This window comes from Synechococcus sp. MU1651 (genome assembly GCF_023630635.1).
In the GTDB taxonomy this organism is placed as follows: domain Bacteria; phylum Cyanobacteriota; class Cyanobacteriia; order PCC-6307; family Cyanobiaceae; genus Parasynechococcus.
In genome coordinates this window covers 53,882-69,304 of the sequence record NZ_JAKUHJ010000010.1, presented here as the reverse complement: position 1 = coordinate 69,304, position 15,423 = coordinate 53,882, and the positions used below count along the sequence as shown (strand labels likewise).

The 15,423-nt window shown below is 58.0% G+C and carries 26 protein-coding genes; 15 read left to right on the top strand and 11 right to left on the bottom strand.

Features of this window, described 5'->3' with window-relative positions:
• Window positions 1–669: 669 nt before the first annotated feature.
• Window positions 670–816: a hypothetical protein gene (locus tag NCN05_RS08895; RefSeq protein WP_250397807.1), complete on the top strand. Its 147-nt coding sequence runs from the start codon at window positions 670–672 to the stop codon at window positions 814–816.
• Window positions 817–1,432: 616 nt separating this feature from the next.
• On the opposite strand, the gene NCN05_RS08890 is transcribed toward NCN05_RS08895, so the two are convergent.
• Entirely contained in the window at window positions 1,433–1,720 is a 288-nt protein-coding gene (locus tag NCN05_RS08890) for a hypothetical protein (protein ID WP_250397806.1), read from the bottom strand.
• 232 nt (window positions 1,721–1,952) lie between these two features.
• Here NCN05_RS08890 and NCN05_RS08885 point away from each other — a divergent pair, with 232 nt between their 5' ends.
• From NCN05_RS08885 to NCN05_RS08835, 11 genes are all read left to right on the top strand, one after another.
• Complete coding sequence (locus NCN05_RS08885; RefSeq protein WP_156915511.1) at window positions 1,953–2,114, top strand: hypothetical protein; 162 nt, start codon at window positions 1,953–1,955, stop codon at window positions 2,112–2,114.
• 829 nt (window positions 2,115–2,943) lie between these two features.
• Window positions 2,944–3,231: a DUF8654 domain-containing protein gene (locus NCN05_RS08880; RefSeq protein WP_250397805.1), complete on the top strand. Its 288-nt coding sequence runs from the start codon at window positions 2,944–2,946 to the stop codon at window positions 3,229–3,231.
• Window positions 3,232–3,398: 167 nt separating this feature from the next.
• Window positions 3,399–3,581: a hypothetical protein gene (locus tag NCN05_RS08875; RefSeq protein ID WP_250397804.1), complete on the top strand. Its 183-nt coding sequence runs from the start codon at window positions 3,399–3,401 to the stop codon at window positions 3,579–3,581.
• Between the two features lie 514 nt (window positions 3,582–4,095).
• On the top strand, window positions 4,096–4,347 hold the full coding sequence (locus NCN05_RS08870) for a hypothetical protein (RefSeq protein WP_186540709.1): 252 nt from the start codon (window positions 4,096–4,098) through the stop codon (window positions 4,345–4,347).
• Complete coding sequence (locus tag NCN05_RS08865) at window positions 4,347–4,538, top strand: hypothetical protein (protein WP_250397803.1); 192 nt, start codon at window positions 4,347–4,349, stop codon at window positions 4,536–4,538. Before NCN05_RS08870 ends, NCN05_RS08865 begins: the two co-directional genes overlap by 1 nt.
• An 8-nt stretch (window positions 4,539–4,546) precedes the next feature.
• Window positions 4,547–4,798 carry a hypothetical protein gene (locus NCN05_RS08860; protein WP_186540720.1) on the top strand — a complete coding sequence of 84 codons (252 nt, stop codon included), beginning with the start codon at window positions 4,547–4,549 and terminating at the stop codon, window positions 4,796–4,798.
• A 17-nt stretch (window positions 4,799–4,815) separates the two neighbouring features.
• Window positions 4,816–4,992 (top strand): hypothetical protein, encoded by a 177-nt coding sequence (locus NCN05_RS08855; protein WP_250397802.1) that lies wholly within the window; start codon window positions 4,816–4,818, stop codon window positions 4,990–4,992.
• Between the two features lie 208 nt (window positions 4,993–5,200).
• The gene (locus tag NCN05_RS08850) at window positions 5,201–5,374 is read left to right on the top strand and encodes a hypothetical protein (protein ID WP_250397801.1); all 174 of its coding nucleotides are present in this window, start codon (window positions 5,201–5,203) and stop codon (window positions 5,372–5,374) included.
• 6 nt (window positions 5,375–5,380) lie between these two features.
• The gene (locus NCN05_RS08845; protein WP_250397800.1) at window positions 5,381–6,091 is read left to right on the top strand and encodes a hypothetical protein; all 711 of its coding nucleotides are present in this window, start codon (window positions 5,381–5,383) and stop codon (window positions 6,089–6,091) included.
• A 434-nt stretch (window positions 6,092–6,525) separates the two neighbouring features.
• Window positions 6,526–7,443, top strand: a complete 918-nt coding sequence (locus NCN05_RS08840) for a histone deacetylase family protein (RefSeq protein ID WP_250397799.1) — start codon at window positions 6,526–6,528, stop codon at window positions 7,441–7,443.
• The gene (locus NCN05_RS08835) at window positions 7,440–8,042 is read left to right on the top strand and encodes a pyridoxamine 5'-phosphate oxidase family protein (RefSeq protein WP_250397798.1); all 603 of its coding nucleotides are present in this window, start codon (window positions 7,440–7,442) and stop codon (window positions 8,040–8,042) included. The genes NCN05_RS08840 and NCN05_RS08835 overlap by 4 nt, the downstream gene beginning before the upstream one ends.
• Here NCN05_RS08835 and NCN05_RS08830 read toward each other — a convergent pair whose 3' ends face one another.
• The 3 genes from NCN05_RS08830 to NCN05_RS08820 form a co-directional block, all read right to left on the bottom strand.
• Complete coding sequence (locus NCN05_RS08830; RefSeq protein ID WP_250397797.1) at window positions 8,043–8,390, bottom strand: hypothetical protein; 348 nt, start codon at window positions 8,388–8,390, stop codon at window positions 8,043–8,045. It abuts the gene before it with no gap.
• Between the two features lie 43 nt (window positions 8,391–8,433).
• Window positions 8,434–9,417 carry a hypothetical protein gene (locus NCN05_RS08825; protein WP_250397796.1) on the bottom strand — a complete coding sequence of 328 codons (984 nt, stop codon included), beginning with the start codon at window positions 9,415–9,417 and terminating at the stop codon, window positions 8,434–8,436.
• Between the two features lie 424 nt (window positions 9,418–9,841).
• A complete protein-coding gene (locus NCN05_RS08820) occupies window positions 9,842–10,369 on the bottom strand; it encodes a hypothetical protein (protein WP_350223290.1) in 528 nt (175 codons plus the stop codon).
• Window positions 10,370–10,409: 40 nt separating this feature from the next.
• Between NCN05_RS08820 and NCN05_RS08815 the strand changes: the two genes are divergently transcribed.
• Entirely contained in the window at window positions 10,410–11,123 is a 714-nt protein-coding gene (locus tag NCN05_RS08815) for a putative 2OG-Fe(II) oxygenase (RefSeq protein WP_250397795.1), read from the top strand.
• A 42-nt stretch (window positions 11,124–11,165) separates the two neighbouring features.
• A complete protein-coding gene (locus NCN05_RS08810; RefSeq protein ID WP_114987861.1) occupies window positions 11,166–11,417 on the top strand; it encodes a hypothetical protein in 252 nt (83 codons plus the stop codon).
• A 2-nt stretch (window positions 11,418–11,419) separates the two neighbouring features.
• On the opposite strand, the gene NCN05_RS08805 is transcribed toward NCN05_RS08810, so the two are convergent.
• The 3 genes from NCN05_RS08805 to NCN05_RS08795 are packed head-to-tail and all read right to left on the bottom strand — an operon-like array spanning window position 11,420 to window position 12,658.
• Window positions 11,420–12,181 (bottom strand): metallophosphoesterase, encoded by a 762-nt coding sequence (locus tag NCN05_RS08805; RefSeq protein ID WP_250397794.1) that lies wholly within the window; start codon window positions 12,179–12,181, stop codon window positions 11,420–11,422.
• The gene (locus NCN05_RS08800; protein WP_250397793.1) at window positions 12,159–12,392 is read right to left on the bottom strand and encodes a TIGR02450 family Trp-rich protein; all 234 of its coding nucleotides are present in this window, start codon (window positions 12,390–12,392) and stop codon (window positions 12,159–12,161) included. The genes NCN05_RS08805 and NCN05_RS08800 overlap by 23 nt, the downstream gene beginning before the upstream one ends.
• Entirely contained in the window at window positions 12,392–12,658 is a 267-nt protein-coding gene (locus NCN05_RS08795) for a DUF3764 family protein (RefSeq protein WP_115081761.1), read from the bottom strand. The genes NCN05_RS08800 and NCN05_RS08795 overlap by 1 nt, the downstream gene beginning before the upstream one ends.
• 143 nt (window positions 12,659–12,801) lie before the next feature.
• Here NCN05_RS08795 and NCN05_RS08790 point away from each other — a divergent pair, with 143 nt between their 5' ends.
• Window positions 12,802–13,257 carry a Fur family transcriptional regulator gene (locus NCN05_RS08790; protein WP_250397792.1) on the top strand — a complete coding sequence of 152 codons (456 nt, stop codon included), beginning with the start codon at window positions 12,802–12,804 and terminating at the stop codon, window positions 13,255–13,257.
• 15 nt (window positions 13,258–13,272) lie between these two features.
• Here NCN05_RS08790 and NCN05_RS08785 read toward each other — a convergent pair whose 3' ends face one another.
• The 4 genes from NCN05_RS08785 to arsS form a co-directional block, all read right to left on the bottom strand.
• Window positions 13,273–13,473, bottom strand: a complete 201-nt coding sequence (locus NCN05_RS08785; RefSeq protein WP_250397791.1) for a hypothetical protein — start codon at window positions 13,471–13,473, stop codon at window positions 13,273–13,275.
• A gap of 104 nt (window positions 13,474–13,577) precedes the next feature.
• Window positions 13,578–13,973, bottom strand: a complete 396-nt coding sequence (locus NCN05_RS08780; protein ID WP_045172888.1) for a DUF3721 domain-containing protein — start codon at window positions 13,971–13,973, stop codon at window positions 13,578–13,580.
• A gap of 3 nt (window positions 13,974–13,976) precedes the next feature.
• Window positions 13,977–14,192, bottom strand: coding sequence for a DUF3721 domain-containing protein (locus tag NCN05_RS08775; protein WP_250397790.1), 216 nt, complete (start codon window positions 14,190–14,192; stop codon window positions 13,977–13,979).
• 47 nt (window positions 14,193–14,239) lie between these two features.
• On the bottom strand, window positions 14,240–15,193 hold the full coding sequence (gene arsS, locus NCN05_RS08770; RefSeq protein ID WP_250397789.1) for an arsenosugar biosynthesis radical SAM (seleno)protein ArsS: 954 nt from the start codon (window positions 15,191–15,193) through the stop codon (window positions 14,240–14,242).
• Window positions 15,194–15,423: the final 230 nt, after the last annotated feature.

Below are 15,423 nucleotides of genomic sequence, written 5' to 3'. Positions count from 1 at the left end.
GTCCATGCCTGTTCGTAAAGAGGTCTCAGAAATTTCTGCTGGAAATTGGAGCCCTTCCGGAGCACAACGCCGCATTGATCTGGAAGCATGCAAGCTCTTGGCACTGACCCGTCAGGAAGAGATGGGTTGGGCACCTGTAGTGGGGTGAGGGATCAAGCGGACCGGAAGGAAGAAAGCCTCGGCATTTGTGTTGAGTCCCTAACAAGATTTGTGTTTTTTTGATCCCGCAATGGAAAAACAATCCCAATGTCAGTTGACCCAATACGGAGGGTCACATGTCTGTCGGACCTAGAAAGCCTCTCGATTGCACCTTGAACACCTGTATGAAGTGGGGTGGTGATGGAAGCCTTTCTCCTCACGATCAAGACGGCTTGATGCGCCACCTTTGCTCTACCGATCCAACCTTGGCTGAGAGCGAGGCTTGCAAGCTGTACAAAAACGAGGGCTAGGCGTTCTAGTCCCCGATGTGAATCCCCTGCCAAGGCAGGGGTTTCTTTTTGTCTGTGAGTCAACGCCGACGCGACAAAAGATCCGAGATCGCTGACCCTAAGTATTTCTACTCGCTGGTCAGCTTCCTGCGATTCCTTATGGTTCGTCAGTCTTTTGACCCGTAGGCCCCCTTTCGACAGCACTAGGCCCTGCGCCTCCTGCTGCTGGAAACGCCAATCGATGACTGACCACACCCTCAGCATCTCCGCCGCATTGCGTGAAGCGCAGCTGCAGCGCCTTGAGGCTTCTCTGGCTTCAAAGTCAGCAGCCAAAACTCAGCCTCAGGTAGAAGAACCCAACGACAAGGACGAAGCAGTACGCGACTGACAGTTACCGGTCGCTCTTCAGCCCTTGATCAGCACGGCATATTGAGAGCATCCATCTCCGGCTGATGTTCTCTGAAGATCTGTTGTGGAGGCGCTTGTCTCGATAGCTCTGGGCGTCTTGCTCGCCTGGTTCAGCACCCGGCTGATTATTTGGTTTTTCAGCCCTGCTCGGTATCGGCGTGATCACAGTTCAGAAGACTGAATCCGCTGCCATCGGTGGGCTAATGAAAAAGGGAATCCCGCACAGGAGTCCCTCATGCTCGACGTGGCACATCAGCGCCACAAAAAAATGTAAGAGTCACATTGCGTCTCAACTGTGTCCTGTGCGTCACATGATGCATTTGGATGCATAGACGGAGCCGCATCGCCTACGTCAAGCGATGAGAGAAGCGACCCCGCCACCGGTGATTCCTTCATGACTATCACCGGCACTTCGTTTTTATCTCTGCGGAAGGGGTTGAAATCGAGTCATCTACTACCAATCGCAGACAGGGTGATCCGCCGGGCATGAAAAAGGCGGGCTCTTCTGCCGCATTACCTGCCCAGCCGCTGACATCAGCGTCTGGATTCGCCACGGCAGCAGCTCTTGAAGCCCTCGAAATTGAGGCGTGGATTCTTTAAGCAGCCTCTGCGTCAATGCTGTCCACGGTCACCTGACTGTCTTTTAAGACCTGATCAGCCTTCTGCATCAACTTGTAGTAGGTATCTTTGTCTGCGGCGGTGTATGCAGCTTCCATCAAGAGGATGTACTTCTCTTCTGGAGACATCTGCCAGCCTTGATTCACCCGATAATGCCGTAATCCTGAAGTTGGGCAGTAGCCAAAAATGCTTAATCTTTGCCCAAAGAATGTATAAATTGCTACCCAGGTAAAACACTTGAAACCTGAAGACTCTTCAAGCAGCACTCGGCATCCCATCGGTTAGCGAATTCCAAGCACAGCCCACTCGATACGCACACAACAAAGCGCTTGTCACCAAGCTGATGCACCATCGGCGGAGGCCGAGAAATCTTGCTGAACTCTTGGATCATCTCTCTTCCGCTTTGTCTAAGTGTCATCTAACAACCTGTTTTTAATTGCATCAAGTGGCACACATCGCAAGTGGCGGAATGCTCAGTAGATGTGTTATCCAGAAATCATGGACACTGAATTACTCAAAGAATCCTGGGAGAAGTTGACCGAACGCGGTTACACGCTGAGTCGCCCTGCTCCTGAAGTGGTGAACATCATCACGCCTACGGGTTACTCGACTCAGATTCGATTGAAACGACTGCCCAGCTACGCCCGGTATGTGCGGTGAGTTCCGAGCTCCTCGTCTTCTTTAGGTGGTTCAGCCCCCTCTATCGGCGAGGCTGACTTCCAACAGCCGTTACCGAATCAAAGATGTGAGGCGACGGAACCGCGAGGAGAACGATGTTCGCCCCGAGCGATGCGGTCCGTTCAATAACGCTGACGAGGAGTTATGCAATCAAGTGCAATGCACTGAATCTTTCCCGTTATTGGAAGACAGGGTTAAGCGCAGAAAGCCAGCCCCATCCACGGTTGCCTTGGGATGGGGACTGGATTGTCTGCCAGCTAACGGGTCGCTCTCCCGTGCTGCTGCGATGGCTCACTCAGCCGTAAGAGGAGATGTCGCAGGACTCATTGATAGGGAGCCTCCAGTGGTGCTGCACACCATTTTCCGGAGAACTTTGGGATCAAGGATTTCTTCCGTGAAGGTCCGATAAGCAGGTCGCAATGGCTACAGAGAATCGGCATATGCGCTCCTAACGCCTACTGACCCAACCCCGTAGGCGAGACATCACGGCAGAAGGAGATGGGCTGGGGTCCTGAGGCGGGATAAAGATGCCTAGCTAGGCGAACATCCATGAGGACCTGCTGATCGGTCGACCCAAAACTCCATTCAGGAGCCAAAGTCATTTACTTAATCAACACGAGCCCTCCTTATAGAGCTGCGGGGGGCTCATTTTTTGAATACGCAAAGCCACTGCCCTCGTAGAGGTGGCCTCGCCGCTCTCAGAAGCGCAAATCAACTGCGAGCAGTCCATTCGTAGCTCTTGCCGATTGGCAGCAAGTAAATCAAGGAACACAAAACACGCTAATATTTATAGATTTAACGAAATAGCGCCATGAAACGCCTTCTATTCATAGCAGCGACTCTTCTACTTGCGCTTTCCGCAAAAGCTGAAGTTCGAGGATATGGAGGTCTAACTCTTGATTTCACGCGAGCAAAAAAGACGGGAAAGTCAATAATAGTTCCAGGAAAAAACGATCAAGAAGAAAAGATTTATGTCGCGGTTGCATGCGAGGGGAGACTTTTCAATTCTACCAACGACGAGATGGAATGGGGCGAATGGGGCGAGCCCAAAGGAATTTTTGAGTCTAGGATTGTGTCTGATATATGTAATTTTATTTGATGAAGTCTATTTATCTCCCCCATCAACAGGAAGTTGAGCGCCTCAAGAAGCGCTGCAAGATATTGGTATACATATTGCAGAAGTAGATGGTCTGGAGACACGAAGAGGGGTGACGCAGATTCCTTGAAGAGGTGAATAAGGTTCGCAGACTTCCAGCTATAGATCTCGTGAACCGTCATCCGAACATTGCCTTCTTCGGTGGCACCGTGATCATCACGATCATGGTTATGGCTGCCTTCGCCAACGTCGCCAACGCTGGGGGCTGCTCCTACAGCAAGTCCAAGTCAGCCGAAGCAACCACTGAAGAGGTCAAAGACACAGCTGATAAAAAGACTGAAGTCGAAGCCTGATCACCAATGGAGCTTCTTGGCTTTCTGCTGGGCGCCATTGCGATTGCCTTTGTCATCGCAAAGGTGATCTTCAGCAGTAAGGCGAAGACACCTGCATCTGCAGACCCGCCGGAAGACAAGGGAAACGACGACAGCTGTTCTTCGACGTGCCAACCGCAGGAGGCATGCCACTGCTTTCCGATGGCTCTTGAAGTCACAAACCCAGTTATAGCAACGGATCTCAGGAGCATGTGCTTTCTGAAATCACAACGCATGCAACAACGCATGAGCACAACTCAGTTCTGCGTTTAAGGGGTGAAGCCGCTCAGCGAATGCTGCATTCAAGAAACCAAAAACTGGCTGTGAAGACACAGGAGTCCCACACGTCAAGCATTGACTGCAGCTTTGTTTTGTCAAACCCATCCATTTGCGAGGGGTACAACAACGTTCAAATAGGCAGGAAGCGAGGTGATGAGAGGTAGGTAGGCAACTTGAGGAGTTCCCCCTAGAACCAGTTCAGCCTTAACCAGCCTCAATGAAGTTCAACGTCGAGAAGGGTCTGATCGGGGCAGCTGTCCTCGGTGCTCTTGTCCTGTTGGCACCCATGGCCAAGCAGTCGAAGGAGTTCGTGAACTGCGTGAAGAATGCAGAGACCGGGATCGTCAACCTGTCTGGCGTTGAGTTCACCGACGTAGATGGTGAGGGTGGCTTCATCGAGCGCCCCGTGGCTGTCCACTGGTGCAATGGCGGCGACATCAGTAAGTACCTCCAGCTGGTGGGTCAGTGATGAAGGTGACGGTCAACTGGAAGCGTGATGGCCTTGTGGTTTGGAGACCGGTCAAGGCACTGCTGTTCGCAGACAAGAAGGCCTTCTATTGGATCAAGGAGAAGCTCGGTCTGTCTGAGTACCAAATGGCTGCCTTGGTTTGGATAAAAGGGGTCATCGTTGGCTTGCTGCTCGCCTTCTTCCTGTTCTGACGATGTCGATGAAAGCTCTGCTCACTGCTGTCCTTCTCCTTACTTCTGCTGCACCTGCTGCATTGGCTCAGAAGGAGATCCCAAAAGCTGAGGGCCATGACCAGTGCCCTCTGGGTTACGTGAACACCCTCGGCACTACCTGCGTCTCCCCGATCTATTACGAGGTCGCTCCCACCAACGGCAAAGCCTGCAAGGAGGGGTGGATGAACATCAGCGCTGGCTACTGCAAGAAGAAGAAAGGTCCTCTCGGAATCCTGTGATCAACCTGGAGCCTGCCTTGAAACCTCTGCTTGCCGTGCTGGTACTTGCTTCAGCTGTTGCCGCGCCAGTCTTGGCTGAGGAGTCGAGCACGTTTAAGGAGCATCTCCTTTACTGCGAAGAGTTGGTGGAGCTCGACGATGACTTCACCGTCTTCCATCAGTACTTCGAGGCCTGCATAACTGCCTCGTATTGATGAAAGATGGGCATGGAGCTCGTTCAGCGGACTGAACAGCCTCCTTCCAAGCAAGCCATCGAGCAAAGGGGCACGGGGACTTTCAAGTCCATACCTGTACGTATAGAAGTCTCAGAAATTTCTGCTGGCAATTGCCAAACTCTGGGCACTGACCCGTAAGAAAGGGATGGGTTGGGCGGCTGAGGAGGGTTGAGGCCATCATTGACCTATGGCGAAGAAATCCAAGCAGTCGCAGAAGGCCAACCCAGTCGCGCTGTGGCACAAGACCTACATCAAGCGGATCAGGCAGCGGTTTGGTCTCAGCAAGTACCAAATGCTCTGGATCACCTTCGGCAAAGGTCTTGTGATCGGGTACGTCCTGGCACTCCTGCTTCACAGCTGATCAGCAATGGAGCTTCTTGGCTTTCTGCTAACCGCCATTGCGATTGCCTTTGTCGTCGCAAAGCTGATCTTCAGCCGTAAGGCTCAGAAGACTCCGAAGCGCGACGCCGAGTGGGAGGCCTATGTGGAAGGCCTGAAGGACGATGACCGCGCCAGAGGAGTGGCTTTTCCTGAGGATGCTGCGAAGGCTCCAGCGTTGACGCCTCAAACGTCGATGATTGCTGCGAAGTCACCGAAAGCTTCTGAACCGCCCTTAGTCGAAACAACTGAGTTCGGTACGGACTGGTACGTCGAGCAATGCAATGCAGGTAAGACCTCCAGCGAGATCCTCGGGATGATGTTTCCTCAGACTCTTTTCGATGGGAAGAAGACCTGGGAGGTTCTCAAGGCCGCTCCGGAGAACAAGCACGATCTCGATCTGATGCTGGCCTGTTGCAAGGCCGAGATGGAGTCGTCTCAGATCAACCTTTGGTTCCCTGCTCCGGCCTATTTCAAGCGGGTAGCAATCATCCTGCGCAAGCAGAAGGATTACGCACGCGAGATCGGAATCATTCAGCTGTATTGGCAGCTGTGTGATCGGGTTTATGAAACCAAGAGAAAGGATGGAGCCCGGGCGCAGCTGATGGCACAGCACTCGGGACTGAAAGCTGGTTTTCAAAAGCGCTATGACAAGGCCAAGCTCTTGTTGGAGAAGCAGAGGGCGAAGGCTCAAGAGTGATTGCTGAGCAATCGACGTGCCAACCGCAGGAGGCGCGCAATTGCGCTTCATCCACAGTTAGCAGTCATGGCTCAAACATCATTGGGGCGGCCCTACTCCAGCTGGGCCATCTGCTCACGCAGCTTGGTGATGTGTTCCCGCATCTCGCGATCCAGCACCCCCCTAGCTCGCTCAGGGAGTATCAGCTGGCCAACTCAGCGCTCAAACGGAGAGCAGCTCCCAGCACCCAGGCACTTAGAAGCACGACAAGCAAGTCGTAGAGAGACCGAATAGACAGCGGACACTCCGTAGGGCCCACCCCTGATAAAGGATCCAAAGGTCCTTGTCGAGGTAACCCAGTCAACTGAACACCAGTGGCTTCAACGACTGGTTGCTGCACCAGCAGCCTGCCTGACCCTTGAATGGGGCTGAGCCATCCCGGGTGAGACAACCCTTTGCCACTTCCGGTCGTTTACCACCCGCACTACTCCGCGCCGCTGCCGAGCACCCATCGATTTCCGATGGCGAAGTTCCGACTGCTGCATCAACTCCTGCTGGAGCAGGGAGTCGTTCAGGCCGACGAGGTGCATCGGCCCCTGAGCATCGCCCGCAGAGATCTGGAAAGCGTCCATCCCCGCGAATATCACGAAGCCTTCAGCCGTGATCACCTGACCCGACCGGAGCAACGTCGCATCGGGCTTCCGGCCACGCGGCCTTTGGTGCAGCGCACCTGGCTTGCCGTGGGCGGCACCCTGTTGACGGCACGACTAGCTCTCCAGCGGGGCTTGGCCTCTCATCTGGCGGGCGGGACCCACCACGCCCACCCCGGCTTCGGGAGTGGCTTCTGCATCTTCAACGACTGTGCTGTCGCCGCTCGGGTGTTGCTGGGAACAGGGGAGGTGCGGCGAATTCTGATCGTGGATCTCGATGTGCACCAAGGGGATGGTTCAGCAGCATGCTTTCAACACGACCCCAGGGTGACCACCCTCTCGGTGCACGCCGCCAGCAATTTCCCCTTGCGCAAAGTGGACGGGGATATCGACATCCCCCTCGCCGACGGCACCAGCGATGACGACTATCTCGCTGCCATTGCCGACCGGTTGCCCGATGCCTTGGACAGCATCGCCCCGGACTTGGTGCTCTACAACGCGGGCGTCGACCCCCATCGCGATGATCGGCTCGGCCGACTCGCCCTCAGCGATGCGGGATTAAACATGCGCGATCGACTCGTGCTCGATGCCTGTCTGCGCCGCAGGATTCCAACCGCAACGGTGATCGGCGGGGGCTACGACGCCCTCGCTCCCCTGGTGCAGCGCCACGCCATCGTGGTGCGTGCTGCTGCCGAGCAGGCTCGCTTGTTCGACCTTCCATGACTGAGGGAATCTCTGAGTCCATCACTGAGCCCGTCACTGGGGCCATCCCCCCCTGGAGACCTCTGCTACGCACGGCCATGCAGCGGGAGGGACGCTCCGTTGCCGCCCGCTGGGTGCAACTGGCCACCACAGGACGGGACGGTGGGCCCCGGGTGCGAACCCTGGTGTTCCGCGGCTGGACCGGTGCAGACCAGCTCGAACTGTTCAGCGATCAGCGCAGCGAGAAGGTGACGGAACTCGCCAACGATGGAGCCGCTGAACTGTGCTGGTTGTTCCCCAAAGCTCGCCAGCAGTACCGCCTGCGGGGAAAGGTGACGTTGATCACAGCCACCGAACAACCTGAGCTTTGCCAGCAGCGCTGGCAAAAGCTCTCCAACACAGGACGAGCCGTCTGGGGCTGGCCCACCCCGGCGGATCCACTGGACCCCACGGCGGCCTTCCCCGATCAACTGGCTGAAACTGCACCGCTGCCAGAGCATTTCGTGGTGCTGAGGTTGCAGGTGATCAGCGTTGAGCGGCTCAACCTCGGCCCCCATCCCCATCAACGCACGCGTTGGAGCGCGGACACCCTCTGGCAGGAGCAACCGCTGAACCCCTGATCACCACCAGCGCTCAACGCGACCAACCGACGGCCGGCCCGGTTCACTGGGAACCGTCACCACCGACAGCCGCTGCAGATCTCGGCGGTAATCAAAGCGGCAGAAGCCGACGCCCGTGCCGGAACAGGCCGAAAGGCTCTCGAGAGCTACAGAGGCCCAGCGCCGCTCCTCAGGCGTTGGCTTTTTTTCCGGCGCGGGACGCCAGCCATCGGCAATCAGGTGGCGATTCGCCTCAAGGATGGTTTGCCTGGCGCTGAGCTGCGGCTCAGGTCTGGCCAAAGCAGACCCGCCCACCAACCAGGGCAGTACCAGCGACAAAACAACACAACGGGCCATGGAGAGGCTCATCCCTCTCTGACCTAGCCATGGATCGGAGCGCTGACCACTGGGGTCAGCCTGCGGTGAGCTGAGCGAGGGGCTGGATGCTGAGGGCGATCACCACACTCACCACAACGCCTACTGCGGCTTTCCAGAGATCCGTGCCGATGACCTTGGCCAGACTTCCCCCCTCCCTGTTGGTGAACGGCAGATCTGATGTGTGTTGCTTGATCCGCAAGGCCAACTCACGGCCGCCGATCAGCCCCAGAAACACCCAAGTGGTGCTGAGGGGGAAGCTGGAGAGGAAGGCCTTGTAGAGCAGGCAGAGACCGAACAACAGATCAATCAGCGTGGCCGAACGCAAATCGGAGCTGTTGGTCTTGGTGCGGAGCACGGCCTGGATCGGCCCTCCATCGGTGGCCACCAGAACACAGAGGCCCACGCAGAGCACCAGCGTGCAGAGGAGCATCGGGACGAGGTCCAACTGGCGCGGCAGGAACACAAAAATGTTGGCCAGGTCCTGCACCAGCCACATGCACCAGAGAAAGCCGGTAGAGAACCACTGCAGGCCGTACCAGACCTTGCTGGGGTCTTTACCGTCCTGGGAACGACAGAACACCCAACGCTCCAGCGACCACAACCCCAGGCCATAGGCCGCCAGACCCACGCCGAAGGCGAGGCCATACCCCGTCAGCGAGCTGCTGAGCAGCGTGCCGATGTTGGCTGGCATGAACGATGACAACACCAGAAACGAGGTGCTCACCGGTGCTCCCCACTGGGTCAAGGCCATAACAGCGAGCGGTGGAATCACGTAGACCCAGGTGAACGGCTCGGGCCAAGGAAACTCCTTGCCAGGCACACTGAGGCGGCCCCAGGTGGGATCACCGTTGTTGAGGAACCAGCCCAACAGCAGCACTCCACAGGTGACCGTGCAGATGAACAGCATCTGCACGGGCTTCGGCGTGCGTTTCCGGTTGGAGGAGAGATATGTGCCGAGGGTCTGGAGCGAATCGTTCGCCACCACGGAGTAGGCCGCCAGCAGGAATCCGACGAGCATCCAGATGCTGACGTCCATGAATCCGATCAAGCCGATGGTTTGCCTTCCTTGTAAGGAGCTCTAGGGGGAACGTCGGTGCTCCAAGCCACTCAGACGTGTCGTGATCAAGGAATGTTGTGTGGTCGACGGTGATGCACCACCGGAGCGATTCGACCACAAACGTACGTTGACGGACGGATCGGTGTTTAGGGATACACAACCAAATGTCTTAAGAACGAACGGATTTGACCTCAGCCAAAGCCGAAGCCAAATCGCAGTTCCCGTCGGGCATCGCTCGGCCCGGCTTCCAAGCCCCTTAGCGACTTGGCCAATTCATCATGAGCCGAAAAGAACGAGATTGCAGGACAGTCGGCGACGATTTTTCGACATTCACAAATTCCGTTCGAGACCGAATTTGGGACAGCTGCACTTCAAGGCTGTCCCATCAGTTCACCACCTTCAGGCTGCGAATCCCAGTTGCCTTGACCCAACTGGCAAGCGCATCGATATCAGCCCGCTCGGGAATGCAGATGCAACCCGTTCCGGGATAACAGCGGTGGATGCCCAGTGCACTTCGGGTGGTGTCGAAGCGAGGGGTCAGGTCAAACCAGAGATCATTCCCCCACGGTTCCGGACGCCCCAGGCTGTACTCACCTGCGGGCAAAGGGGCTGCATTGCCGGGGCTCCAGCGACGATCAGCACTCTGGCGCCGGGCCATACCACTGGCCGCTGGCCAGCTGGCCAACAAGCGCGGGCCTCGATGCAGTTCAACCTTCCAGATGCGGTTGCCGTCCGGGAACAGCTCGGCCGTACGACGGGTGCTGAGCTGCAGTGGGCCGCCCTGCAGCAGCGCTGTTGTGGGCCCCTGTTGCCCAGGGAGATCAGCTGCCGTTGCAGCGACGCAACTCCCCAGCAGCACAGGCACCAGAAGGACGTGGCGCAGCATCAGGATCGTGATGAACGGTGCACCCACTTTGGGGCTGCCACGATGGCCTACAGCAGACCAAGCCTTGGTGGACGTTCTCGATCTGTTTCCCCGCTCCATCCTTCGGGGCACCCTTCCGGATCCTCTGCTCCAACAGCTGACTGCGCTGAGCGAAAGCGTGCTCGCCCATCCCGAGTCCAGCCCCGATGCATCAGCGAAGCTGGCGGGTCAATTGCGTCAGCAGCGCGAACTGAGGCCTGATCAACCCGGCGTGCAGGAGCTCAGCAACAACCACCTGCTGCCGGCCTGTGATCGCTGGATCCGCCATGTGATGGATCGTCAGCCTCCCCAGGGTCGCGGCCCCTGGGTTCCCGGTCGCTACCGCCTGCAGATGATTGATCTCTGGCTCAATTGCCAGACCGCCGGTGACTACAACCCCACCCACACCCATGGCGGCAGCTTCTCCGGAGTGATCTTTCTGAAAGTGCCACCGCAGATCACCGCCAACAGTTTTGATGGCCAACTCTGCTTCCACGGCCCGGAAGACTGGCACATTCAGTCGTTCCGCACCGGCATGGCGCACTACGTGCTGCCTGTGCCCGGTGAGTTCTATGTGTTCCCGGCCTGGCAACCCCATTCGGTGATGCCCTTCCGCGGGGACGGGGAACGCTGGTCGCTGGCTTTCAATGTGGTGGCGGCCCCCGGTGTTGCGCCCACAGCGATGCAGCAGCCCGCCCCCCAGCAACAACCACTGGGCAACGTCTCGCTCTCGAGTCAGCGACCCAAGGCCAAAGGATTCTGAGGAGAACTGTCAGAGTCGTCCGATTGCATCTGTTCAGGATTCATGGGTGACTCCGCGCCGCTCCAGCAGGCCAAAGCGATCGCAGCGGCGCTGGAGCAGCTGGCCGACCAGCTGCGCCCTGAGGTGATTCGTGCAGCACGACTGGATGACGACGGGCGCCGCGATCTCGACCGGATTGAATACGCCCTCGGGACCATCGGCAAGGCCTTGATCCTGACGGACTATTCCATCGACGAAGAAAAGGACATCGACAAACTCAAGGCCTTCCGCGAGTCGCAGAAGGGAATGGGCTGAATTCAGATGCTGCTCCAGCGCAGCACCCGGTGCTGAACGGCTCCATCAGGCATCAGATCGACCAGCCTGCCCCCCGGATCATCGGCGCGACCCAGGGGGCAGGGCTGCACCGCTTTGAAACTGCAGAGCGTGGAAGGGCATCCGAGCAACAGCACGTCAGGCCGCATGGCCCAGGCCCCCTGCCAATGCTGATGGATGTGTCCAAACAGCACCGCCCGCAGGGCCCGATGGGGACGCAACAGCTCCTCAAGACCTGCCTGATCGAGGAGCCTGATCGCATCCATGCCGGCATCACCGATGGCAATCGGTGGATGGTGCAGGGCGACCACCAGAGGCAGATCACGGCGCTCCGTGCACTGCAGGCGCTGCGACAGCCACTGGAGTTGAAGGGAGCCAAGGGCACCGGCAGCTGAACCCACCCGATGGCTGCTCAACAGCAGCACTCTCACGCCTTGCACCAACAGATCAGCTGGAGCCGTCGTCCAGCGTCTCCCCAGCACCGCATCGAGCAACAGCGGGTGATCGTGGTTGCCGGGCAGCAGAGCCACCGAGCAGCGCACGTGTTGGCTCAGGGCTCGCCGCAGTCGGGCATAGCCACCCCAGCTTTCGTCCTGGCAAAGGTCCCCCGTCACCAGCACCAGATCGGGGTTCAAGGCCCCACCAAGCCGGAGAGCTCGCTCGAAGTGAGCTAGGGCCGGCCGACCGCGAACCAGCCCCTTATCAGCAGCCACCAGGTGTGGATCACTGAGTTGAAGAATCCTCATCGCTCTCCGGAATGGACTGCCAGCCGCTGCTCCAGCGGGTTGGATCCTTCAGCTCACTCCAGAGCACCCGCTCGCGATGCGACGGAGCCAGCACAGCCGCCAACTCAACCCACCGCAGCGGACCACGCCCGCCTTGCGTGATCAGCTCGAAATGGCGGTAACCGGCCACCGGGCGCTGGCTGGTCCAGGCCCGGGCAGGACGCCAGGTCATCAGCTGGCGACGAAGACCTGACTCACGGTGCTCTCAATCACGTGCCCCGAAGCCGCGATCATGTCGGTGTTGTCGGAGATGAATTGTTCCATCACCCCGGGAGCGGCTTGCATCACCGCGCAGACCTTGCTGGGGTCGTCCTTGCTGACACCCCGGTAGAGCGAGGTGATGCCAGCGATTTTCTGAAGTGGCAGGGATGCGTCATAGGTGGCGACCCATTCGGCAAATGACTTGGTGATGGTGAAGGTGAGGACGTGGGTTTCCATCGACCAGAACAACGCGTCGGCGGACGCTATCACCAACTTTCATCTCGCTGATTGCAAACGAGGGCACCGACGAGGGGCCTGAGCCGGAGGGCGAGACAGCACTCTCATTAAGGCCTACTCTTGAGAATGAGCGAGGAGAATCAGTGACATCGTCCTCCGCGCCTGCCGCAACGGACATCACCCTGCAGCAGGGGCTGCATCAGGACGGACGCCGTCTGACCCCGCAGCGCAAAAGGGTTCTTGAGCTGTTCGAGCGCTGTGGGTCCGGCTGTCACCTCAGTGCCGAAGAGGTGCACCAGCAGCTAGCGGCCCTTGAGATGAAGGTGTCTCTGGCAACCGTGTATCGCACCCTGCGCCTGCTGGCCGACATGGGTCTGCTCCAGGAACTGGAGCTCAGTGAAGGGGGGCGGCGCTTCGAGCTCGCCGTTGACGATCACCGCCAACATCACCACGTGGTGTGCATCCGCTGCGGCCGCACCGAGGAATTCGAAAGTGAACCTGTGCTGGCAGCAGGAGCCGCTGCCGCCGCCCATGTTGGTTTTCAGTTGATTGAATCGAGCCTGAACGTGCGTGCGATCTGCCCCAAATGTCAGGAATAGATCGCAACAGCCGGATCATTCAGCGCGAAATTCCTTGTCGTAGAGATCAGCCACCAGAAGCTCAATCAGCTCGACGGACACCAGTTCCTTTTCGCGTCTCAACGTGTTCAGCAAGATCTGAACCTGGCGGTGATGCATCAATGACACTTCACCCATCTCCAACCATCGGGTACTGAGCAGGGTTTGAAGACGTTGGCGTGGCGACGATGGTGACATCAGATGCGCCCTGTTTCGCACACTGAAGCCAGCAGCACAGCCTCTGAAAAGGCGTGAGCAACAGAAGTCTTCCGAAGCTTTTGTGAAGCGGAAGCGCGGGCTGCTTACTGAGGATGCTCGTTGCAGGGCATCCAGTAGCGATCGCCCATGCGATGCACGCCCTCACAACCCAATTGGCGCGCCTGTTCCTCCGCCTCTTCGCGACTGGGATAGGCCAGATAGCGGGGATTGGTGGTGGAGCGGATCTGAATCAAGCCCATGCTCATCGGGCCGGCCGTGATCACTCCCATGGTGTTGACACCAACCGCCACCAATCCCATCCCGACGATGGCGGCATTGATCACGCCCATCGCCACCACACCAATCGACACCACACCCATCGGCACCACACCGATGCAGATCACCCCCATCGGCACGATGCCGATGGAGATGGTGCCGAGGGGAGCAACGCCGATCGCGATCCGCTTCGGCTTGCTGCCGCAATGCCCGCCTTCAGTCATGGATCAGTGGGCTCCCTGGTAATGCGCATCACCGTGCTTGTCGCAGACCATCCACATTTCGCCCATCTGGTGGGCACCGGTGCAGCCAAAACCTGGGGCCGCCGCCTCAGCTTCAGCCTGCGTTTTGAACATCGCCTGCTTGGGCTTGCCGTGGGATCCGGCCATGGCCGTTGTTGCCGTGAGCATCAACGTGGCGACAGCAAAACAGATGCGTTGCAACGGATGGCCTCTTCACAGATCCACCCACTATGCCCATAACGCGCTGATCAGCCCTGGAGCGCCCCGCCACAACTTGAGCCGGCGCCAGCGGTGCAGCCAAAACAATGCGGGGCCGTGTGGATGGGCTGATCCGCCGGAGCGGTCTCAAGCAGGATCAGATCACGAAGGTGACGCACCTCACCGGGGCAGGGCAGGCCAAGCTGCTGATTGAAATCACAGTCGTAGAGATGGCCCTGCCAATCCACACTGATCAGCTGACGGCACATCACAGCCCCCAGATTGTCCGGGTTGTGCGCGTCCTCCAGAAGGGTCTGATAACGCTGCAAATCGCCACTGCGTTCCAGTTGCTTGGCGAAACGTTGGATGGGCATGTTCGCCAACGTGAGCAGACGATCGAAACGGATTCCCAACGCGCCCAACACCTTCTTGTAATCCGCCTCCAAGGCTTGCTGAGGAGGAGGCAGCACCGGACCCAGCGGGTTGTAGACGAGATCCAACTGCCGGTTTGGATCACCCGTTCCATAGCCCAGGGCATTGAGCTGGCGCAGTCCGCTGATGCTGCGCTCAAACACGCCATCGCCCCTCTGTTGGTCAACGTTCTCAGCGCTGTAACAAGGCAAGGAGGCAGTGATGCAAACGCCCTGCTCCGCCAGGAATTCAGCCAGATCGTCCTGGCCGGGTTCGCTGAGGATCGTGAGATTGCAGCGGTCAATCACGGTGGTGCCGCGTGAACGTGCCTGGCGCACCAACGCGCGAAAACCCGGATGCAACTCCGGTGCTCCCCCCGTGAGATCGAGGCAGGAAATGGAATGCCGTTCAAGGATCTGCGGAATCAACGCCAGCAGATCCGCACTCATCATCTCGGTGCGGGCGGGCCCGGCATTGACATGGCAGTGGGCACAACTCTGGTTGCAGCGGTAGCCGAGATTGACCTGCAACGTTGTGAGCTGTCCGCGCTTCAGGGGCGGGAAAACGGTCTCAACAACAGCCACCGGCTCCACGCAAGTCAGACTGATTCTTCCAGACAGATCACTGGGTTACTAACAGCATGGCGATTTATCCCTTTCATATCAATGGGTCTCGGTTCTTGCAGATCTGAGAAATCCCCACACCCCCTTACAGCTCTGATCACTTGAACTGATGGAGTTGTCGAAGCGAAGCGGCTGATTGGTAGCGCCAAGCGATCAGGCGGCATAAAGGCTTTTAGTTCCCTGCACGTACGGAGAAAGGC